Consider the following 19,596-nt stretch of genomic DNA (forward strand, 5'->3'; position numbering starts at 1 on the left):
TCAGGGCGAGGTGCGGGCCGCGTAGTAGCGCCGCGCCTTGTCGCGGCTGCCGCAGGTGGTCATGCTGCACCACCGGCGGCGGCCGTTCTTGCTGGTGTCGAGGAACAGCCAGTAACACGACGGGCAGGCGTGGATCCGCTCCAGCGGCCCGCGAGCGAGCAGGTCGACGGCGGAGGCGGCGACCTCCCGGAGCAGCGTCCCGACGGTTCGCGGGGCGGGCCACACGAAACGGAAGCGTCCTTCGTCGTGCTCGAACCGGGCGTGGGCGAGGCCCCCGGCGTACGTGGCCGTGAGCGCGTCGAGATCGGCGCGCGGCGGGTCGTCCCCGTCGGTCAACGGCCGGAACACCCGGAACACCGTCTCGCGCAGGTCGCGGGCCTCGGGCAGGGCGGCGGCGAGGCCCGTCCGCCGCTCGATCGGATGACCGGCCGCGTGTGCCCAGGTCACCGCTTCCTCAGGGGTGGCCAGCCAGTCGCGCCGGGCGACCGGGCGGCTGTTGACCGTGTTGGTGAAGTCCAGGCACAGGGCGTTGCCGACCAGTTCGACGTCGATCATCCACCCATTGTCTCACTGATCAACAGCAGTTGACAGGTAAGACGACCTCCAGCACGCTATGACCATTCAAATGGTGTTGAAAGGTGAGAATGGCATGCGCGTCCTCCCCATCTCGCTGGGCCGGTCGTTCAACGGGCTGTGGTTCGGCACCGGCACCGCCAACCTGGGCGACGGCATGGTCCTGTTCGCGCTCCCGCTGCTCGCCCTGGCGTCCGGCGCCTCCCCCGGCGGGGTCGCGGCCGTGACGACGGCGCTGACCCTGGCCTGGCCGGTCTTCGGGCTGCACGCCGGCTGGATCGTGGACCGCGTCGACCGCAGGCTGCTGCTGGGCGGCGTCAACCTCGTCCGGGCGTCGGTGCTGGCCGGTCTCACCGCCGGCCACCTCGCCGGCGCGCTCTCGCTGCCGACGATCCTGGTCGCCGCGGTGCTGCTCGGCGTGGCCGAGACACTCGCCGACACGGCGCTGACCTCGACCGTTCCCATGCTCGTCGAGCCCGCCGGCCGCAACAGGGCGAACGCGCGGCTTGAGGCGACCATCAACGTCACCAACCAGCTGGCGGGGCCGCCGCTCGCGGGCCTGCTCGCCGGTCTCACCCTGGCCCTGGCCACCGGCACCGGCGCGGCCCTCTACCTCCTGGCGGTCGCCGGACTCGCCATGATGACGCTCCGGCGCGCGCCGGTGGGAACGCGGCCCACCGGGAGCGGCGAGGTGATCGCCGGATTCCGCTTCCTGTGGCGGCAGCCGGTGGTGCGGACGCTCACCCTCTTCACCGCCGCGATGAACGTGGTCTGGGCGGTCCCGACGGCGCTCATGGTCGTGCACGCCGTCAGCCCCGGCCCGCTCGGCCTCACCGCGGCCCAGTACGGCCTGCTGATGACGGCGATGGCCGTCGGCGGGCTGCTCGCGTCGATGGTGGTCGAGCCGCTGCGCCGCCGGTTCGGGGTGGCCACGCTGCTCATCGCCGACGCCGTCGGCACCGTCCTGCTGGTGGCGCCCGTCGCCCTGAACGCGGACGCGTGGCCGGTGTCCATGGGCATGGTGATCGCCGGCGCGGGCTCAAGCGTCTGGCGGATCCTCGTGGCCACACTCCGGCAGAACCTGACGCCGCCCGAGCTGCTGGGCCGGGTCTACGCCGCGTCGCGGGTGCTCAGCTGGGGCGTCATCCCGGCCGGCGCCGCGCTGGCCGGGATCGGGGCCGAGGTGTGGGACGTGCGGACGGTGTTCGCCGTCGCCACCGGGCTCGCGGTCGTCACCCTGGCCGCCTTCGTGCCGTTCGCCCTGCGCACCGACCTGTCGGCGGACGTCCAACCGGCCGCGGACCGTCGTGCCTGAGCGGCCGCGAAGGAGGTCGCCGGCCATCACGCTCACCGGTGTCGTACCGGTCCGCGTGATGGCCGGGCGGATTCCGGGCCCGTCCGGAGGCGAGCCCGGTCGCCGGACCCACCGACGGATCACTCCGTGGTGAGGGCGGACAGGTTGTTGTAGCTGATCTGGGCGAACTGCAGTGACTGGGCCGGGTTCGCCGTACCACCCGGAGCGGTGTCCTGCTCGTACATCGGGTAGTGGTGCTGGCTGACCAGACCACGGAAGAACGTCGTGTAGTCGATGTCACCCGTACCGAAGGGCACCATGTCGTAGCCGTTGGCGGTCGCGGTGTTGATCTTTCCGTCCTTGGCGTGGAACAGCGGGTACCGGCCCTCCTGCGCCTGGACGAGAGCGAGCGGGTTGAAGATGTTGGTCTGGACGGAGCCGTCGGGGGCGGTGTAGGTCCGGTGCTTGTACTGGGCGACGTGCGCCCAGTAGATGTCCATCTCCAGGTTCACGAACTTGGGGTCGGTGATGCCCAGGAAGTACTCCAGCTTCCGGATCCCCGAGGAGCGCGTCGGACGGCCCTGGGCGTCCAGCGGCCCGCTGTCGAGCAGGAAGTTGTAGGCGGCGTCGTGGTTGTGGGTGTACAGCTTGACGTAGCCGGAGTTACGGGCGATCTCCCCGAGAACGTTCCACTTCTGGGCGGCGATGTCCCAGTCGGCCTTGTAGTTGCTGCCGGTGGGGTCGTTGCCGGTGCCCATGTGGTCCATGCCGAGGATGTTGGCGATCTCCAGGCTGACCTTGAAGCGGTCGAGGTCGGCCTGGGTCAGCGGCCAGGAGCCCGGGATGAACCCGTGGTTGCCCTCGGCCCGCAGCCCGTACTCGTCCAGCCACGAGCGCAGCAGCGTCGCCCCGGCGACGCTGTCCAGGTTCGCCCCGCCCTCGGCGTTGGCGTGCTGCGTGAAGCCGGCGAACTCGATGCGCTCGTAGCCGATCTCGCTGAGCGCCTTGAGCACCTCCTTGAACCCCGACGGCAGGGTCGTGGTGTTGGGGTCGCGGGAGATGGCGTCGCGGACGGTGTAGAGGATGATGCCGCGCTTGCTGTCGCGGATCAGGGGGGTGCCCAGAGCGGTGGCCGAGACGGCGGCCGACGCCCTGCCCGGCAGCGCGGTGATGGCCGCGGCGGCGGCCATACCCGTGGTCGCCGCGAACAACTGCCGACGGCTCAGTCCCAGCTTGCGCCCGAGGGCACCGCCTTCGACCTGGTCGTCATCGTGCGCGTGGAAAGTATTCACACATATCCGTTCGGGGGGAAGACGCGGGCGCTGACCGACGTCACAACGAAAAATGAAATACCCGGGAGGCTTCAGCGTGCCACCGGTGCCGATCACCCGGCAGTGGGAACCTCTGACGTACCACTACCGCTCATCTGCACCGTTAGTCATTGTGAACGCCGGAACGTCACTTCGTCAATGAAAGTATGAGTCTGTCCGACATCAACGCCTCTGAGAAGTTCAAACTTTTGCGGATGATCCAAAGATTCATGCCGTTGAGCAGCGGAAATCGACCACCGCCCCACCTCGCCCGGCCCCGTCGACGAGCGCCGGCGGCGAGAGCACGAAGGACGCGCGAGAGGCCCCCCGCGGGAACCCGCGGGCCGTCGTGGACGCGACACGAAGAACACGCGGAGGCTACCCGGCTTCGCCGCGGCCGAGGCGGGCACACCCCTCGCCACCTCGATCGTCTTCGATATTTTCGTCCAGCACCCCACTTATGTAGATTACCGGCAAATGTTGCGGATTGACAGGAAAAAGTCTGCTGGCTAGCTTCGTGGCGCAGGCCATGTGGTGCAGTAACGGGGGAGGCTGCGATGGAACGGGGCAGTGGAGATACCGGGCACGTCGTCAGGGTGTTACGAGGCGCCGGTCCGCTCACGCGACAGGACCTGATGGCGCACACCGGCCTCACCCGGGCCCAGGTCGACCAGCGCCTGGAGCAGTTACGCCAGCTGGACCTGGTGGAGGACGGATCGGGGTCGGTCGTCACCGGAGGACGGCGCGCACGCGCGATAGCGCTGCGCAGGCGGGCGGGTTACGTCCTGTCGGTGGCGCTGGGCGCGAGCGGGGTCACCGTGGCCGCCGTCGACCTGTCGGGCGCCATCATCGACGACCAGTCGCAGCCGGTCGACATCGCGGCCGGGCCTCACGAGGTGCTGGGGGTGTGCGTCGAGCTGTGCCAGCGGGTCCGTGACGAGGTCGGCGGCCGCCCGTGGGCGGTCGGCGTCACCGTCCCCGGCCCGGTCGACATCGATCGCGGGATCGTGGTGTCCCCGCCCATCATGCCCGGCTGGGACCAGTTCCCGATCCGCGACTGGCTGGGCGACAAGCTCGGCCTGGCCGCCTGGCTCGGCAACGACGCCAACGCCATCGCCCTCGGTGAGTACCGGTACGGCGCCGGCAAGGGCCACCGCAACATGGTCTACGTGAAGCTGGGCAGCGGGATCGGCTCGGGCATCATCATGGGCGGCGTCCTCCAGCACGGAGACGGGGGCTGCGCCGGTGACGTGGGCCATCTTCCGGTGCCGGGCCAGACGCTGCCCTGCCGCTGCGGCAACATCGGCTGCCTGGAGGCCGTCGCCGGTGGATTCGCCCTCGCACGGGTGGCCGAGGAGATCGCCGACAGCGGCCGCAGCAGCGTGCTGGCGGCGATGCGGGAGAACGGGCCGCTCAACGCCGCCGCGCTGGCACGCGCCGCCGAGCACGGCGACCACGAGGCCCTGGAGGTCCTGCAGCTGGCCGGGGCCCAGATCGGCGAGGTTCTCGCCTTCGTCGTCAGCCTGCTGAATCCCTCCCAGCTGGTCATCGGCGGCGGCCTGTCCTACTCCGGAGACGTGCTGCTGTCGTCGGTCCGCAAGAGCCTCTACGCCCGGGCCCTGCCGCTGGCCAGCCGCGACCTGCTCGTGCGCAGGGCCGCGCTCGGCGAGGCCGGCGGCGTCCAGGGCACCGCGGAGCTGCTCTACGAGCGGCTTTTCTCACCGCTCGTGCTGGAGCAGTGGAGCAAGACGGGAAGCCTGTCGGGCAAGCCCGACCTGAGCCTTGAGCCGCCGTTCCTCTGACGAGTCCGGCCCAGGTCACCTCACCGGCCGGCGCTGGACGAAGGCCGTGACGCACTCGTATGACGTGTCCGCCCCTGGTCACCTCACCGGACTTCGCTAGACGAAGGCCGTGACGCCCTCGTACTCCGCCACCGGGGCGGTGCCGGCGGTCTCGTACCGGAGCAGCAGCAGGCCGGTCGCCGTCACCTCGTGGTGGGCGAGCCGCAGGCCGAGGGGTGGGCCCGGGTGGTCGAGCAGCCGCCGCCCGGAACCGGTCACGGCAGGGGCGACGACGAGCCGGAGCGTGTCGACGAGGCCCGCCGCCAGCAGGGCGTTGCCGAGTCGCGCGCTCCCGTGGATCTGGAGTTCCCGTCCCGGCCGCGCCCTGAGTTCCCCGACGGTCCGGATCGGGTCACCGCGCAGCACGGTCGTCGGATGCCAGCTCCCCTCGGTGAGGGTGTTGGTCACCACGTACTTCGGCAGTGAGTTCATCCGCGCGGTGTACGGGTCGTCCGGGTCGGTGATCCGCGGCCAGTCCCGGGCGAACGCCTCGTAGGTCCGCCGCCCGAGCAGCAGTCCGTCGGCGAGGTCCAGCCACTCGGAGGTACGCCGGACGAAGAGCTCGTCCAGGTGGGGCACGAGCCAGCCGCCCCGGGTGAAGCCGCCGCTCGTGTCCTCGGCCGGCGAGCCGGGGCCCTGGCTGACCCCGTCGAGGGTGACGAACTCGGTGAGAGTGATCTTCATCGTGCGGCCCGGCTCTCCACGACCTGGCTTTCCACGGCCTGGCTCTCCGCGACCTGGCTTTCCACGGCCTGGCTCTCCGCGACCTGGCTTTCCACGAACACGGCGAGTTGCTTGGTGACCGTGCCCCAGCCTTCGAGGAAACCGAGCTCCTCGTGGTGGGCGCGGGCGGCCGGGTCGCCGTGCCGGACGATGATCCGGTAGTCCGTGCCGTCCGGATGATCGCTCAGCGTGATCTCGGCCGTCATGGGCACCGGCGCGGGGTTGGCGGGGCGCCAGGCGCTGTCGATCGCGTTCGTGAACACGATCCGTTCGAACTCGTCGACGACGAGGAAGCTCGCGTCCATGTGCGGGACGAAGTCCACCCCGTCGTCGCTCAGTCGCGTCACGAGCGCGCCGCCGGGCCGGACGTCGAGACGGTCGACGCGGCACACGGTCGGCGCCGGGACCCACCATTGCCCGAAGAGGGACGGGTCGGTCCACGCTCTCCACACGGCGGCGCGGGGTGCGCGGATGACCCGCTGCAGGCTCAGGTCGAGATCGGGGTTCACGGGTGTTTCTCCTTGGGATCGGTGACGAGGCGTTCGAGCCGGTCGGTGCGCTCCTCCCAGACCTGGCGCTGCTCTTCGAGCCAGCCGTCGACGAGAGCGAGCCGGTCGCGGTTGAGCACACAGGTGCGCACCCGGCCGAGCTTGACCGTGCGGATCAGGCCGTTCGCCTCCAGCGTCCGCACGTGCTTCATGAAGGAGGGAAGGGTCATCGGGAACTCACGGGCGAGGTCGCCCACACTCGTCGGGCCGCGGCCGAGGCGCCGGATGACGCCGCGCCGCGTCGGGTCGGCGAGGGCGACGAACACACCGTCGAGCTCGGCCGAATACTGTGCCATGCGGCTAAGTATTGCTCGCCCTGAATACTTAGCGCAAGGGCTAAGTATTCAGGGCGCCCGGGTACCCCGCCGTCGGCGCCACAGCGATCCGGCGCGATACCTACGACGGCAGGGTGTGGACGGTCTCACCCCACCGGGTCATCCACGACACCGGCCACCAGCCCGCCGCGACCAGTTGCGACGTTCCTCGCGTGAGGGCCTTGGCAATCTCGGTAGGCTCCCCGAGTCGTAGCAGAGACCGGGGAGGTCGTCGTGACGCACGGGGTGCAGGAGATCGAGGTCAAATACCGGGTGGGCGACCTGGCGGCGCTGGAGGACGCTCTCGCGCAGCGGGGAGCTCTGCTGTCGGCCCCCGCGCACCAGGACGATCAGGCGTACGCCGAGGACGGGTGGACCTATGCCGACAGCAAGATCGGCAGGTCGTTCGCCCGGCTGCGCACCCAGCAGGGCCGCCACCTGTTCACCGTGAAGCGACCCGTCGACAACGCGATGGCGTGCCTGGAGCACGAGACGACCGTCGCCGACCGCGAGCAGATGCACCACGCCATCACGCTCATGGGCTTTCATCCCACGGTCCGCATCGTGAAGACCCGGCGCACCGCGACGCTGGGAAACATGACGATCTGCGTTGACGAGGTCGAGCACGCCGGGGCCTTCGTCGAGATCGAGCGCACGGTGAGCGGCGAGGAAGCCGGGACCGCCGTGCAGGTCGAGCTCGACACCTTCGCACGGTCGCTCGGTGTCGAGTTGGAGCGGGTGACCGACACCTACGACTCACTGGTCCGCGCCGCGCTGGCATCGACCTAGAACAAGGGCAGGTCATCGGCCCCGGCCGGGGCCCACGCGGCAGGCAAGCCGCTTTCACGTCGAAACAGGCGGTCGGCCTACGTGGCCCCGGTCCACAAGCCGGTGATGCCGTCTTGGTACTTGCCGTAGAAGGTGTGCAGGGTGGTTCGGAAACCCCACTCCCTCAACATGTCCTGGCTGATGGGGGTGAGGTGGGTGGAGTCCATGGCCAGGACGTCCCAGACCTCGGGGTTCGGAGTGGTGATGACAACACCGCAGGTCGCGTTGTCCTGGAGCGCCTCGACCAGGCGGCCGGGGTCGCGCAGGTGCTCCAGGACCTCCAGGCAGGCGAACCAGTCGAAGGTTCGCGGCGGCTGCCAGGCCTCCAGATCCACCCCGTCGAGCCATCCGTCGACGGGCACGTACCGGCCGCGCCAGCCGTAGTCGACCCGCAGGCACACATCCAGTTCGGTCCCGCCCGCGCCGACGTCCACGAGGATGTCGCGGTTGGAGATACCCGCGGAAAACAGCTGGTCGGCTGTCGCGTCGTAGCGGGCCTTACGCGCTCTGTACGGGGTGCGCGGCCGGTGGATGTACTTTTCACACTGCCGGATGCGGTCGCCTGCGGTCGTCACGTGTCCTCCAGTCGGGCGCTACTCGGTGGGGGTGGGCCAGGGCAGGTCGGGCTCACTCGGCGCGCCGTAGTTCACGCCGGGCACGTCGAAGCCGTACAGGCGGTGCACCTCGGCGGTGAACCAGCCGATGTCGACCAGGTCGCCGATGGTGTCGGGGGCGACGGCCTCCCACCGTTCGGTCACCTGTTCCTGGATGCGCGGGTGCAGTTCCCACTGGTCCAGGCGGATGCGTCCCTGGTCGTCGAGGTCGAGCGCCTGGGCGCCGGTGAGCCGGTCCCACAGCTCGACGGACTGCTGAAGCGGGGACTGCACGGCCTCACCGAGGACGCCGCGCAGGAGGCTGACGTACAGGGCGATGCCGGGGATCGCGGTGGAGGCCTGGGTGACGGCGGCGCCGTTGACCGACGTCATGGCCCGCCCGCCGACCCCGGCCAGGTCGCCGTTCAGCGTGAGCGCGGTCTCCTCCAGGTGTGCCTTGGCGGCACCGATCGTTCCTTCCCGGTAGATCGGCCCGGTCAGGTGCGAGCCGATGTAGGACAGGGCCACGGTGGTGAACCCCGGACGCAGCAGACCACGGTCGCTCAGGGCGTCGACCCACAGGGCCCAGTCCTCACCCCCCATGACCTTGATGGTGTCGGCCCGCTCGGTGTCGCTGCCCGGTTCGACCCAGATCTCCTTAAGCACCGGTTCGTCTCCGCTGACGTCGAGGGTCTTGGTGCTGTACCCCGCCCCGAGCGGCTGGATCACCGACTGGTGCGTCTGCCCGGTGACGGGGTCGACGCGCCGAGGCGCGGCGACACTGTAGATCAGGTAGTCGATGCCGCCGAACCGTTCGGCGAGCAGGTCGAGCACCTGTTCCTTGGTGTCGTCGGCGAAGGCGTCGCCGTTGACGAACGACCAGTCACGACCGGCCTTGGCCGCGAGTTCGGCGGTCGCGACGGTGCGGTACCAGCCCGCGGTGGCCGTACGCCGCTCGGTAGGCGGGCGCTCGAAGCACAGGCCGACACCGTCGAGGCCGTAACGGCGGATCCCGGCGATCGTGGTCGCCATCCCGTAGCCGGCACTGGAGCCGATGACCAGGGCGACCGGACGGCGCTCGGCCTTCGTGTCCGGGATCGCGGGAGCGACACGATCCCACATGTCGCCGACGATCTTCTCGCATCCGCCTGGGTGGGAGTCGAACAGCAGGAACCCGCGCCCGCGAGGTTCGATAAGTCGTTTTGTCATCGTGTGCCTATCTGGTCGGGTCCGCAGGCGGGTCGGAGCCCGCGAGACGCTGAATGGTCCTGATGAGGTCACCGACCGTGTTGGCCTGGCCGGTGTCCTCATCCGGGATGGTCACCTGGAACCGCTTTTCGAGGTCTCGAATCAGCTCCAGCAGCGAGAGGCTATCGATGCCCAGGTCATTCCACAGGTCCAGACCCGGATCGGCGCAGTCGCGTGGCGTGCGCCGGGCGGCATGGGCGATGGCGGCCACCACCCCCGCTCGCGGCGAGAGCTCGTCATCCACGGCGGCCACCGGCCGCGCCGGTGCGTGACCACAGTGCGCCGGTGGGTACGAACGGCAACGCCGGTCCTCCGGGGCCGGTTTCGCCGGTGCGCTGCTCGAACTCGTTGATCAGCAGAGAGCAGGAGCCGCAAAAGCTGTCACACGTCATCTGCGCGGTCTCGGCGCGAGGAATCACGTCGTGCAGCGCCTTGAGGCCGCCGCCGGCACGAACCTGGGCGACGTAGGCCGAGCGGTTGGTGCGAGCGATGATGTCGCGCAGCCGCTCGCGAAACAGGTTGCCGAAGCCGAGCTTTTCCGGCACGTTGAACGCCGCGCAGGTGTACAGGTCACCGGAGGCTTTCAACAGCGCGGTGGGCAGCACGTAGGAGCCGACCGTGGGCGCGAAACAGTCGTAGCAGTGGTCCATCCACTTCTCCACAGGTGTCTGACCGGGCCGATGGATCGGCGCCTGATCCTCCAGGCGCTCGTTGTCGAGGTAGACGCGCATCGTGGAGTGAACGCGATCGTGCGGAAAGTCGCCGTAGGTCTCCTCGTACAGCCGCATGAGGGGGTAGATCCTGTGCTCGCGGTCGGCTGGATCGGCGAGGCTGCTGATCGCGATGTTCAGGTCCCGTTCGGTGAACTCGGTGACCGTGTGGTGGATGATCCGGGCCACGTCCTCCAGCCGGGTGGTCTGCTCCCCGATCGACACCATCAGCAGCGGCACGAACAGCTCGTTGTCCAGCAGCCCGGCCTTCACGAGCTGTTCGAAGGTGCGGCCACAGCGTTTGGCCGACCCCCAGACACCGTTCGTGGTGAGCTTGTTGACCTCCACGCCCGCGCCGCGCGCCCGCGACATGAAGCGCAACAGCGCGCGCATCGCGACGAACGGTTCCCCGCCGGTGATGGCCACACACGGCAGGCCGACGTCGGCGAACTCTCCGACCAGGTGCTCCAACTGCCGGTCGCTCAGAGACCGGCCCGTCTGCAGGGAAAGGGCTCCCATGCCACAGCTCGGGCAGGTGTCGTTGCATTTGGTCGTCAACTCGAACTCGACCCTCAACGGCCGGTACGGCGTCTCGGCCAAACCCGCCTGGGCCCAGCGATCGCGGATCCGGTCGAACACGTCGGGGACCTTCACCGCGTACTTCCCGGTGTAGGGGACGACCAGGTCGCGGCCGTCGATGTAGGTGAACGCGCCTTCCTTGATCATTTACAGCCCTCACTTTTCGTGCGGGTAGATTCGATGATCATGTCCCTCAGTCCCGAACCGCTGGCTGGAGGTCGTGGACGTGGACGATCAGTTGCGTGGCCAGCGCGTAGGGCAGCACCGTCTCGTCTTTCAGGCTGATCTCGACGTTGCGCTCCCCCGTGGGGATGGCCCTCCGGCCCGGACCGGGCGTGAACATGTCGGCCAGTACGGCGACGGGCTCGGCGCGGGCGACGGTGCAGACGGTCGAGGAGATACGAAGCTGGGGGCAGGTGGCCAGCGCCTCCGGGATGCAGGCCCAGCAGGTCGGGGGTGCACTGGCGAGGCCCCCGGTGGGCTCGTCGGGGATCTCGCGGAACGCGGTATCGGTCATGATCCAGGGGATGCGTCCGGTGGCGGGGTCGGTCGCGGCCTTCCCGCAGACCTGGCACCGCATCCTTTCCATGCAACGCCACTGACGCAGCGTGTTGAGCTTCCGCCACTGCGGCGCCCCTCGGCGGTTGGTCAGCACGCGGACGCGCAACACCCCACGAACCGCATCGCCCCGGCGCGGATCTTTGTAGGCAAGCTGCATCCCGCCGAGCGGACGCCGTACGAACCACAAGGGTTGCGGTGCGACCTCGTCCGCGTGGGCGATGACGTAGGGGACACGCAGCTGTGTCGGCGCGGCGGTTGTCATGGCGCGCCTCCTGGTCGAGCGGTGAGGATCAGGTCCGCGTGACGACCTGAGCGTTCCTCCGCAGGTCGCCATGGCGGTCTCATGGCGTCATCTGCGCGTTCGGCGCCCCGTAGAGAGCGGCGGCGATCCGGGAGGCGATGTCGTCCACGTCGGCGGCGGGTGCTTCGAACTCCTCACGGGAAGCGCCTGGACGCTCGTCCCTCCAGCGGTAGAACAGGCCGCCGTCGTCGTCACTCCGGACGCGCACCGCTATTTCGTTCGCCACGTGCAGCGTGATCCCGTCGAAGTAGCTGATGGACGGGTAGATCCGGTGTCCGTGCAGGACTGCACGCAGGCGGTTGAGGGCGTCGCTGGCCAGGACCATGTTCAGGTCCCCATCCGCCCTGCTTAAGGGCGGAATCGTCTTGCGATACTCCCTGATCATTCACCTGTTCCTTTCGTGATGGGGCGATGCGACCGTCCACTGAGGTGCTGCTACAAGAGCAGATGCCATTCACGTCCCTTTGGGCCCCAAAAAGAAAAAAGTAAATGTGGCACCAGCTGGACGTAAGGGGCACGTTCGGTATTGCCTTACGTGCCATAGTGAAGGGAAGATAAGAGCTCATCTAGAGATCTGTTTTGGCTAATAGGAGCAGCCAAATTGGCCAATACAGCGGGAGGTCGTCATGCCTCGTCGACCGGACACGGTTGATCCCTCGAAGTCACCAATTGCCCTTTTCGGCGCTTCCCTAAGGCATTGGCGAGAGTTTCGCGAAGGCTCTCTCAAAGGCGTTGCGGCGCAAATCAATACCGATTGGTCGGTTCTTGGCCGCTAGGAGCGTGGCGAGCGCCTCGCGCCGATCGAAGCCGTCGAAAGCCTCGACAGGCTTTACCGCGCCGACGGCGCCCTGACCTCTCTACACGCGCTCGTCCAGGCGACCAAAACCGGGCCGGTGCCGCTAGCAGAATCAACGGGCCTGCCTGATCCTGTCGTTATGGACGAAGTACGGAGGCGGCTCCTACTCGGTGCCGCAACAGCAGGCGCATCCGTCCTACTGCCAGGACTGGAACCGTTGCGCACCATCGTGGACACGCGGCTCGGCGGACCGGACCTGGACGAGTGGGAAGAAATCGCGTGGGAGCATGCCCATGGGGTCAGATCGCGTCCCTTGGCCGAGGTGATCCGTGACCTGTCGGTGGACCTGCTGACTTTGCAGCAAACACTGCCGACCGCCCCCAGCCGCGACGCGGCTGGCTGGGCGATGGTGAACGCTCGGCTGACGTTCCTGCTGGCCTATGTACTCGGGGCGGCCGGATACGCCCACCAGTCGAGGCATTGGTGGGTTTCCGCACGCCGGGCCGCAGCCCAGACCGGCGACGACGAGGTCACCGCAGCGGCATACGCGTGGGAAGCCGTTCAGGCCGTGTACGAGAGGCGACCGCTAGCCTTGGTGCTGTCACGCGCGAATACCGCTCTCGCCCTCACCGCCAAGCAGCCAGGACGCGCCGCGGCAGAAGCTCTTTGCGCCCGCGCCTACGCGTTGGCCCTCATGGGCGACCACACCGGTGCGCGCGACAGCCTGGAGCGGCAGGCCGACGTTTTCACCACGCTCTCCGACACCGTTACCCGCGACCGGATGTCCCTTGAGGGATGGTCGGAGTCTCGGCTGTTGCACACCCGATCTCTCATCCGAACCATGACCGGCGCCCCGGACGCCGCTTCGGCCCAGCAGGAGGCGCTCGACTCCTATCCTCACGGACTCGCTCGGCCGGTAGTACAGATCCGTCTCCACCAAGCGGCCTCGGCGGTCCGGGACGGCTCCGTTGACGATGGGCTCCAGAACGCTGCCTCGATCCTGGCAAGCCTCGAACCTAAGCATGTGACGCAGTTCGTGCTGCATGTCGCTCACGGTGTGGCCGACGCCGCGCCTGCAGGGCACAAGGCACAACGAGCCATTACGGAGTACCGGGAACACCTCGCACTGACGGCAGCGGAGAAGGATACGTGACCGATATCAAGTACCAGTGTCTGACCGGCGATGATGCCGCCGAAGTGCTCAGTGATGAGTACATCCGCCTGTACCTGGAGAATTACGCCGAACCCCCTTATCTGTCTGGCCCGCTCTACAGCCGTGAGCGGTTTCTTGAACGCACGGGCAGGCAGGTGAAGAATGACAGCTTCGCCTTGGTGTCGGCGCGAGACGGGTCGGAGCTCGTGGGATTTTCCTTCGGCCTCACGTTCGGGGTAGACCGGTGGTGGGCAGGAGAGGCCGCTCCCGCTCCCGCCGAGCTGGCGGGCTCGCCGAGGTTCGCGGTGATCGAGCTGGACGTCCGCGAGGACTACCGGTGGCGTGGCATAGGTCGGCGGCTCCTGGAGACGCTGCTGGCCCAGCAGGACGTGCCGTACGCGACGCTGCTGGCTGATCGGGACGCTCCCGCTCACGCCATGTACCAGCGCTGGGGTTGGCGGCTGGTGGGCGCCGTACGGGCCGCACCCGACGCCAGGGCCAGCGACGCCCTGGTGCTCGACCTGTCCAAGAAGTAGACGAGTCGAGGGCCGGCTGGCCCGGCGAGATGCTCAAGGACTACTGGGACGACTCGCAGGACTGAACACGGCCTGGACCTCTCCGGAGGGGTGGCGATCGTCGCCTCCGCCAGGTGATCCGCTTTGCGAGAAGAGCCGGGAGGCACGCCAGAAGCGGCGTTAGCGTGACGGCATGCCGATGGAGATCGTGTTCGAGACGCATTCGTGGAGCGAGGACAACGACCGGGGGATCGCCACCGGATGGCTGCCCGGCCGACTGTCCGAGCGGGGACGGCACCTGGCCGGGGAACTGGGCGGGCGACGGCGCGGGGACGGCCTGGCGGCCGTCTTCACCTCCGACCTCGCCCGCGCGGTCGAGACCGCCTCCCTGGCGTTCGCCGACACCGGCATCCCGATCCTGCATGACTGGCGGCTCCGGGAGTGCGACTACGGCACCGGCAACGGCATGCCCGCGATCCGGATGCACCGGAACCGGTCCGAGCACCTCGACACGCCGTATCCGGGAGGGGAGAGCTGGCGGCAGGCGGTGCGTCGCGTGGGCCGCTTTCTCGGTGACCTGTCCTTGCGCTGGTCCGACACGCGCGTCCTGGTGATCGGCCACGTCGCGACACGGTGGGCGTTCGACCACCTCATCGACGGTGTCCCCCTGGAGAAGCTGGTGGAGGCCGACTTCGGCTGGCGCGAGGGATGGGAGTACCGGCTGCCCTGACGGGCATTCGAACCACGGACGACCGCACAACCGTGCTCATCCCGCGTGGTGCTCCGTTTCGATGCCCGATGCCTTCGAGGACGACGACCGCCGCGGCGGGACGGGGACCCCGGACGCGCGGAGGCCGGGCGCCACGGGTGTGACGCCCGGCCTCACGGTCGGACCCGGTCAGTGGAAGCACCGGTTACCGGTGGAACAGCCCGGCTACCCGACCAGGTATTTCATGATCTTCTTGAGGGTGGCGGCGCGATCGGCCGGGGAGGCCACCTGCTCCAGGCCGAAGCCGAGGAACACGGTGTCCTTCGTCGAGACGGCCGCCGTCTTGTCGGCCTGGGCCCTGGCGAAGTCGCCGACGTTCGCCGGGCTGCCCGGGGGCTGCCCGGGGATCGTCCAGGCGCCGAGACCTGACTCGAAGCCCTCGGCGGCGAGCGGGCCGCCGGTGGTGGTGATCCTGGTGTCGTCCACGAACGCGCCGACGCCGCCGGTGGCGGGGTCGGTCACGTAGCTGATCGACACCTCGACCTGCTTGCCCGCGTACGCGGACAGGTCGAAGGCCACCTGCTGCCAGCCGCCGGAGCTGCCGGTGAAGGCGTTCCAGGAACCGCTCGTCCCGGTCGGCGTGCAGGGGTTGCCCGGGGTGAGGTAGCGCAGCAGCCACGGGTGCTCGTCCAGCAGGAAGCCGGCCTCGCACTGGGCGGGGACGTCGGCGCTGGTGCCGCCGTTGAGGTCGGGCAGGGTCGTCCAGTCGTCCTGGCCGACCGTGTGCGCCTCGACGATGACGTTGTCGTAGCCCTCCTCGGTGTCGTACGAGAGCTGGAACTGGAGCCTGGGCTGCTGCGCGGCGGTGACGGCCGCGAGGTCGACCGTGCGCGTCAGCCTCTTGTACGCGTCGTCGGTGTGCGGGCCCGCCACGTACCAGTCGCCCTCGACCGGGTCGAACGGACCGGTCGCCCCGATGTAGTCGGCTACGGCCGAGCTCCTGAACTGCGGGAACTGCGCGGGTGGCAGCGTGTCGCTGGTCACCTGCAGAGTGCCCGCCTCGTCCAGCGGGTTGTCGGCGAGCGCCGGGCCGCCGAAGGTGCCGTTCGTGCCGTTCATCGCGGCACCGCTGCCGGTGAACCCGGTCGGCCCGACGCGCGGGTTGCGGCCGTAGACGCCGAGGTAGTACTGGGCGAAGTCGTCGGCGAGGATGAGGCACTCCTCGAAGAAGCCGTCCTGGCTGGTGATGACGCAGTCGGAGTCCGGCGCGCCGTCCAGGCCGTAGTAGATGCCGCCGAGGCTGGTGCCGAAGAAACCGAAGTACGCGGCGGTCTCCCCGGTGTAGAGCAGTTTGCCTCCCTCGTTGAGGTAGTCGCGGACGGAGATGGTCAGGTCCTGCTGCTGCCGCTTGACGTCCATGTCGGGGAGCGGGCCGAACGGGGTGTCGGTCTCCACGTCCTGGGCGTCCATCGCGAGCCGGTCGTCACCGAGGTACCAGGCCACCGCCTTGAAGTGGCTGAGCACCCCGAGGTGGTGCGGCACGCCCTGGGCGTCGACGTCCCACGTCTCCGAGGAGTATCCGGCCGTCTGCAGCGCCTGCTTGTACTGCGCCGCGTACTTCGGCGCGGTCACCGACGCCGGGTAGTCGGGGTTGAAGCCGGTGTAGTCCTCGTTCGCCACGACGAGCACCTTGGCGTTGGACTTTTTTTCCAGCTTGTACGTGAAGTGCTGGCTCTCCACGGTCCCGGTGCCGGGTTTGTCGCCGGTGAACCAGACTTCTACCTCGTCCCCCGGTTGGGCGCCCTCGACCTTGGCGCGGTACTCGGCGAAGTACAGGTCGTTCTCGTCGCCGTACCGCTCGCCGCCGTCCCACTCCTCGAGGTCGCGCACGCTCACGGAGCCGCCGTTGATCCGGAAGCGCAGTTGCTTGGCCGACAGGGAACGCCGCATGGTCACGGCCACCGGCTGCGGGTCGCCGTACGAGACGGTGAAGCTGTCGGGGCGGAAGTCCGGGACCGTGCGGTTCACCGGGGAGACCGGGCTGTCGGGGTTCTGCACGGACTTGGCGAGGTCGACCGCGAGCGGGATGTTCTTCGCGAACTCCGCCTGGATCAGGGCCTCGCTGTCGGGGAAGGTGAAGCCCGAGCCGCCCGCGCAGTCGGCGAGCGTCCACTCGTCGTCCGGCACGCTCTCGACCGCCACCTCGCAGGTGGTCATCTCCGGCGTGATCGTCAGTGCGCCGCGCTTGTTGGTCATGTGACCGTCGGTCTCGCCGTTGGTCGTGTAGAGCTCGGCGCCGATGTCGGGGTCGTAGCCGGGCACGGCGGGCGTCGCGTCGTCGCCGAGCAGCGCCTCGAAGATGAGGTCGTCGGGAGAAGGGGTGGCCTGCTGCCAGCCGACGCCGTACAGCAGCAGCTGGGCGGCCGAGTGGTAGTTGAGGACGTAGGTGAAGTCGACCTTCTTGGCGAGGGTGTCGACGGCCATGGTCTCCGGCTCGGACTGCGCCTTCGGGCCCCGGTAGGTCTGGCTCGCCGGGTTGTCGGAGGAGCCCTCGTTGTCGTAGCCCCACTTGTAGTCGAAGTTACGGTTCAGGTCGACGCCGTCGGCGCTGGTGAGCTGGCCGTCGCCGTTGTTGTCGCGGAGGTTCTTGCGCCAGAGGCGGTTGTTCCCGGTGAAGGTGTGGTCGTAGCCGTCGGGGTTGGAGACCGGGATGAACCAGAGCTCGACGGTGTCGACCAACTGGGTGATCTCGGGGTTGGTGCCGTAACCGTTCAGATAGTGGAGCAGGAGCCTGCGGGTCATCTCCGGGGTGATCCACTCACGGGCGTGCTGGGCGGACATGTAGAGCACGGCCTTGCGCGACCCGTCCCTGAGCTGCCGCGCGTCCTTCGTCACCTTGATCGCGGTGAGCGGCTGTCCCTTGACCGTGGTGCCGAGGTCGACGACCTTGGCGATGTTCGGCTTGGCGTTCGCCGCGGTGACGATCTGGTCGCGGATGCCTCCGGCGCCGCTGTACGGCTTGAAGACGCCGTCCCCCTTGGCCGCCTGCCTGCTCGCCGCCGCGGACCGCTGGACCTTCAGGCCGAGGCCCGCCTTGCGGAGCTGCTCCGCCTGGGCCGCGCCGAGGATCGCCTCGACGGTGACCTTCTTGCCGTCCGCGGACTTGGTGAACCGTAGTTCCTCGCGCTCGACGCCCGACTTCAGCAGCTCCTTCAGCTGCTCCGCGGTGAGTTCGCCGACGTAGACGTTCACTCCGTCGTCGCCGGCGGGCGGATCGGGGACCGCCGACGCGGGTGTGCTCACGACCAAGCCCAGGAGTAGGACCGCGATTGCGAGAATGACTAATCTCGCACGTTTCATTGCTACCTCCGTACATCCCCCGAAAAACAGGAATGTCCGAAATCTGGGTGATAGCCGGACCTGAGTCAACGTCAATCCTCGCCAGCTTTTCGCGCTGACCTCATGTGGTCAGAGAAGGCTCAGGGTCTTCCGAAATCGCGAGGGACGTGCAGGGGTCGGACGACCTGTCGTCCTCGCCGCACGTCACCGATGTGCCGGTCCGGCCAGGTGCTGTAACAGGCTTACCGTCCGGCCGTGGGCCCATCACCCGGGCTCCGCGGTCGACGACCTCTCCTCCCGCCGCCACCACGGTGGCGACGGAGCTGGGCGGGACCACGGTGACGCCGGGGGTCTACACCTCCGCGGCGGGCACGTTCGGCATCACCGGCACGCTGGCCCTGGACGCGCGGGGTGATCCGGACGCGGTGTTCGTCTTCCAGCTTCAAGCCTCGTCACCGCGTCCGCCAGCACGGTGGCCCTCATCGGCGGCGGCCAGGCGGCCGACGTCTTCTGGCAGGTGGCCGGTCCGGCCACGCTGGGTACCGGTTCCGCCTTCGCGGGCAACATCCTGGCGCTGACCTCGATCACCGTGACCACCGGGGCGAGCGTGAACGGCCGCGTCCTGGCCCGCAACCGCGCCGTCACCCTGGACACCAACACCGTCACCAGGCCGACCGGCGCCCTCTCCATCAGCGTGCCGGCGACCGCGGACCTGGGATCCGTGGTGGCGGGCACCGCCACCGTGTCGGCCTCTCTCGGTGATGTCACCGTGACCGACACTCGTTACTCCCCGGACGCCGCCTGGATCGCGACCGTCGACTCGACGGACTTCCACGGTCGCGGTGAAGACGATCGGGCCCGTCCTCAGCGTGGCCGAACTGCCCACCTGCCAGAAGACGTTACGCGCCTGAGCGCCACCGGTCAGGACCACCCTGCTCGCCGAAGCGGTGATCAGCGTGGACGCCGCCGGGAAGACGAACACCTCGTCCGGAATCACCCTGCGCGTCCAGGGTCAGCGTGCCGGTGATCCCGAACGTGCCCGCCGCGGAGGTGTAGACCCCCGGCGTCACCGTGGTCCCGCCCAGCTCCGCCCCACCGTGGCCGCCGGGGTACGCGAGGCCGCGTCGGTGTAGGCAGCCGTCAGAACCACCGCGCCCGCGGCACGTGGCGTCGCGACGACGCACCCGAGCGCGACGAGGGCGGTGAGGGCCCCGCCAGCCAGGAGCGGGCGTCGCGTCGTCGCACGACACGAGGATTTTTGTTGTTCGTCACCGAACGAACTTTTCTTTTGACATTTCTCACATCAGCGCATTATTGATGATGCGCCACGGCCTCCGATCTTATTAATCGTCACCTTCACCCTCGTTGTTCGACATGCTGGAGACCCGACTCCGGCACGCCGTTTATCGCCATAGAAAGAATTACCTACGTCGCAGACGCGCACGGTGTCTCTTTCGGCGCGGCCGATTTCCCGCCTTTCCCGTCGAAGACGACACGGTCGTGCGGTGAAACGTCTCGCCCCTGGTCCGGCCACGAGTCGGCGACGTGTCGCGTCCCATGCCCGCCCTATCCATCTCCTGACCCCCGCCCTCGCGCCCGGCCGGGAACGGCGTGCCGGAAGCCCTCGGTCGCGCTCGGCCGCGACCGCCCGGAAACGCCGA

Annotated in this window: 18 protein-coding genes and 3 pseudogenes; 7 read left to right on the forward strand and 14 right to left on the reverse strand. The window is 68.7% G+C overall.

The features are described from left to right. The gene (locus ACFFRH_RS11530) at positions 1 to 555 is read right to left on the reverse strand and encodes a CGNR zinc finger domain-containing protein (protein WP_386156112.1); all 555 of its coding nucleotides are present in this window, start codon (positions 553 to 555) and stop codon (positions 1 to 3) included. A 94-nt stretch (positions 556 to 649) separates the two neighbouring features. On the opposite strand from ACFFRH_RS11530, the gene ACFFRH_RS11535 reads away from it, so the two are divergent. After that, positions 650 to 1,888 (forward strand): MFS transporter, encoded by a 1,239-nt coding sequence (locus tag ACFFRH_RS11535; RefSeq protein ID WP_386156114.1) that lies wholly within the window; start codon positions 650 to 652, stop codon positions 1,886 to 1,888. A gap of 119 nt (positions 1,889 to 2,007) precedes the next feature. Here the strand turns inward: ACFFRH_RS11535 and ACFFRH_RS11540 are convergent, their stop codons facing one another. After that, entirely contained in the window at positions 2,008 to 3,159 is a 1,152-nt protein-coding gene (locus ACFFRH_RS11540) for a sugar phosphate isomerase/epimerase family protein (RefSeq protein WP_344746988.1), read from the reverse strand. A 575-nt stretch (positions 3,160 to 3,734) separates the two neighbouring features. Between ACFFRH_RS11540 and ACFFRH_RS11545 the strand changes: the two genes are divergently transcribed. Further along, positions 3,735 to 4,979, forward strand: a complete 1,245-nt coding sequence (locus ACFFRH_RS11545) for an ROK family protein (RefSeq protein WP_344746987.1) — start codon at positions 3,735 to 3,737, stop codon at positions 4,977 to 4,979. A 96-nt stretch (positions 4,980 to 5,075) separates the two neighbouring features. Here the strand turns inward: ACFFRH_RS11545 and ACFFRH_RS11550 are convergent, their stop codons facing one another. The 3 genes from ACFFRH_RS11550 to ACFFRH_RS11560 are packed head-to-tail and all read right to left on the reverse strand — an operon-like array spanning position 5,076 to position 6,585. Then, positions 5,076 to 5,702 carry a dihydrofolate reductase family protein gene (locus ACFFRH_RS11550; protein WP_344746986.1) on the reverse strand — a complete coding sequence of 209 codons (627 nt, stop codon included), beginning with the start codon at positions 5,700 to 5,702 and terminating at the stop codon, positions 5,076 to 5,078. Then, complete coding sequence (locus ACFFRH_RS11555; RefSeq protein ID WP_344746985.1) at positions 5,699 to 6,250, reverse strand: SRPBCC domain-containing protein; 552 nt, start codon at positions 6,248 to 6,250, stop codon at positions 5,699 to 5,701. The genes ACFFRH_RS11550 and ACFFRH_RS11555 overlap by 4 nt, the downstream gene beginning before the upstream one ends. Beyond that, positions 6,247 to 6,585: an ArsR/SmtB family transcription factor gene (locus tag ACFFRH_RS11560; RefSeq protein WP_344746984.1), complete on the reverse strand. Its 339-nt coding sequence runs from the start codon at positions 6,583 to 6,585 to the stop codon at positions 6,247 to 6,249. Before ACFFRH_RS11560 ends, ACFFRH_RS11555 begins: the two co-directional genes overlap by 4 nt. Positions 6,586 to 6,837: 252 nt before the next feature. On the opposite strand from ACFFRH_RS11560, the gene cyaB reads away from it, so the two are divergent. Further along, positions 6,838 to 7,392, forward strand: coding sequence for a class IV adenylate cyclase (cyaB, locus tag ACFFRH_RS11565; protein ID WP_344746983.1), 555 nt, complete (start codon positions 6,838 to 6,840; stop codon positions 7,390 to 7,392). Positions 7,393 to 7,469: 77 nt separating this feature from the next. Here the strand turns inward: cyaB and ACFFRH_RS11570 are convergent, their stop codons facing one another. The 6 genes from ACFFRH_RS11570 to ACFFRH_RS11595 form a co-directional block, all read right to left on the reverse strand. Further along, the gene (locus ACFFRH_RS11570; protein ID WP_344746982.1) at positions 7,470 to 8,006 is read right to left on the reverse strand and encodes a class I SAM-dependent methyltransferase; all 537 of its coding nucleotides are present in this window, start codon (positions 8,004 to 8,006) and stop codon (positions 7,470 to 7,472) included. Positions 8,007 to 8,024: 18 nt separating this feature from the next. After that, the gene (gene fabV / locus ACFFRH_RS11575) at positions 8,025 to 9,233 is read right to left on the reverse strand and encodes an enoyl-[acyl-carrier-protein] reductase FabV (RefSeq protein WP_344746980.1); all 1,209 of its coding nucleotides are present in this window, start codon (positions 9,231 to 9,233) and stop codon (positions 8,025 to 8,027) included. Positions 9,234 to 9,240: 7 nt separating this feature from the next. Further along, positions 9,241 to 9,516 carry a phosphopantetheine-binding protein gene (locus tag ACFFRH_RS11580; RefSeq protein ID WP_344746979.1) on the reverse strand — a complete coding sequence of 92 codons (276 nt, stop codon included), beginning with the start codon at positions 9,514 to 9,516 and terminating at the stop codon, positions 9,241 to 9,243. Beyond that, the gene (locus tag ACFFRH_RS11585) at positions 9,509 to 10,708 is read right to left on the reverse strand and encodes a radical SAM protein (protein ID WP_344746978.1); all 1,200 of its coding nucleotides are present in this window, start codon (positions 10,706 to 10,708) and stop codon (positions 9,509 to 9,511) included. Before ACFFRH_RS11585 ends, ACFFRH_RS11580 begins: the two co-directional genes overlap by 8 nt. A 46-nt stretch (positions 10,709 to 10,754) precedes the next feature. Next, positions 10,755 to 11,384, reverse strand: coding sequence for a hypothetical protein (locus ACFFRH_RS11590; protein ID WP_344746977.1), 630 nt, complete (start codon positions 11,382 to 11,384; stop codon positions 10,755 to 10,757). A 79-nt stretch (positions 11,385 to 11,463) separates the two neighbouring features. Next, positions 11,464 to 11,808 (reverse strand): hypothetical protein, encoded by a 345-nt coding sequence (locus ACFFRH_RS11595; RefSeq protein ID WP_344746976.1) that lies wholly within the window; start codon positions 11,806 to 11,808, stop codon positions 11,464 to 11,466. Between the two features lie 628 nt (positions 11,809 to 12,436). Here ACFFRH_RS11595 and ACFFRH_RS11600 point away from each other — a divergent pair. The 3 genes from ACFFRH_RS11600 (at position 12,437) to ACFFRH_RS11610 (ending at position 14,617) form a co-directional block, all read left to right on the forward strand. Then, entirely contained in the window at positions 12,437 to 13,372 is a 936-nt protein-coding gene (locus ACFFRH_RS11600) for a hypothetical protein (RefSeq protein ID WP_344746975.1), read from the forward strand. Continuing rightward, positions 13,369 to 13,908, forward strand: coding sequence for a GNAT family N-acetyltransferase (locus ACFFRH_RS11605; RefSeq protein WP_344746974.1), 540 nt, complete (start codon positions 13,369 to 13,371; stop codon positions 13,906 to 13,908). The genes ACFFRH_RS11600 and ACFFRH_RS11605 overlap by 4 nt, the downstream gene beginning before the upstream one ends. Before the next feature lie 172 nt (positions 13,909 to 14,080). After that, the gene (locus tag ACFFRH_RS11610) at positions 14,081 to 14,617 is read left to right on the forward strand and encodes a histidine phosphatase family protein (protein WP_386156121.1); all 537 of its coding nucleotides are present in this window, start codon (positions 14,081 to 14,083) and stop codon (positions 14,615 to 14,617) included. Between the two features lie 204 nt (positions 14,618 to 14,821). On the opposite strand, the gene ACFFRH_RS11615 is transcribed toward ACFFRH_RS11610, so the two are convergent. Beyond that, the gene (locus tag ACFFRH_RS11615; protein ID WP_386156123.1) at positions 14,822 to 17,899 is read right to left on the reverse strand and encodes a M14 family metallopeptidase; all 3,078 of its coding nucleotides are present in this window, start codon (positions 17,897 to 17,899) and stop codon (positions 14,822 to 14,824) included. Positions 17,900 to 18,273: 374 nt separating this feature from the next. On the opposite strand from ACFFRH_RS11615, the pseudogene ACFFRH_RS11620 reads away from it, so the two are divergent. Next, a pseudogene (locus ACFFRH_RS11620) lies at positions 18,274 to 18,542 on the forward strand (ice-binding family protein); the annotation flags it as partial. 309 nt (positions 18,543 to 18,851) lie between these two features. Here the strand turns inward: ACFFRH_RS11620 and ACFFRH_RS11625 are convergent. Both ACFFRH_RS11625 and ACFFRH_RS11630 read right to left on the reverse strand, forming a co-directional pair. Continuing rightward, a pseudogene (locus ACFFRH_RS11625) lies at positions 18,852 to 18,932 on the reverse strand (hypothetical protein); the annotation flags it as partial. Between the two features lie 43 nt (positions 18,933 to 18,975). Then, positions 18,976 to 19,185, reverse strand: a pseudogene (locus ACFFRH_RS11630) (hypothetical protein); the annotation flags it as partial. Positions 19,186 to 19,596 lie beyond the last annotated feature (411 nt).

It is taken from the genome of Streptosporangium vulgare (assembly GCF_042428775.1).
In the GTDB taxonomy this organism is placed as follows: Bacteria; Actinomycetota; Actinomycetes; order Streptosporangiales; family Streptosporangiaceae; genus Streptosporangium; species Streptosporangium vulgare.

Coding starts and splice junctions, on each gene's coding strand:
- fabV (WP_344746980.1), bottom strand. CDS start 9,233: ATGACAAAACGACTTATCGAACCTCGCGGGCGCGGGTTCCTGCTGTTC.
- ACFFRH_RS11560 (WP_344746984.1), bottom strand. CDS start 6,585: ATGGCACAGTATTCGGCCGAGCTCGACGGTGTGTTCGTCGCCCTCGCC.
- ACFFRH_RS11530 (WP_386156112.1), bottom strand. CDS start 555: ATGATCGACGTCGAACTGGTCGGCAACGCCCTGTGCCTGGACTTCACC.
- ACFFRH_RS11585 (WP_344746978.1), bottom strand. CDS start 10,708: ATGATCAAGGAAGGCGCGTTCACCTACATCGACGGCCGCGACCTGGTC.
- ACFFRH_RS11535 (WP_386156114.1), top strand. CDS start 650: ATGCGCGTCCTCCCCATCTCGCTGGGCCGGTCGTTCAACGGGCTGTGG.
- ACFFRH_RS11545 (WP_344746987.1), top strand. CDS start 3,735: ATGGAACGGGGCAGTGGAGATACCGGGCACGTCGTCAGGGTGTTACGA.
- ACFFRH_RS11595 (WP_344746976.1), bottom strand. CDS start 11,808: ATGATCAGGGAGTATCGCAAGACGATTCCGCCCTTAAGCAGGGCGGAT.
- ACFFRH_RS11590 (WP_344746977.1), bottom strand. CDS start 11,384: ATGACAACCGCCGCGCCGACACAGCTGCGTGTCCCCTACGTCATCGCC.
- ACFFRH_RS11610 (WP_386156121.1), top strand. CDS start 14,081: ATGCCGATGGAGATCGTGTTCGAGACGCATTCGTGGAGCGAGGACAAC.
- ACFFRH_RS11550 (WP_344746986.1), bottom strand. CDS start 5,702: ATGAAGATCACTCTCACCGAGTTCGTCACCCTCGACGGGGTCAGCCAG.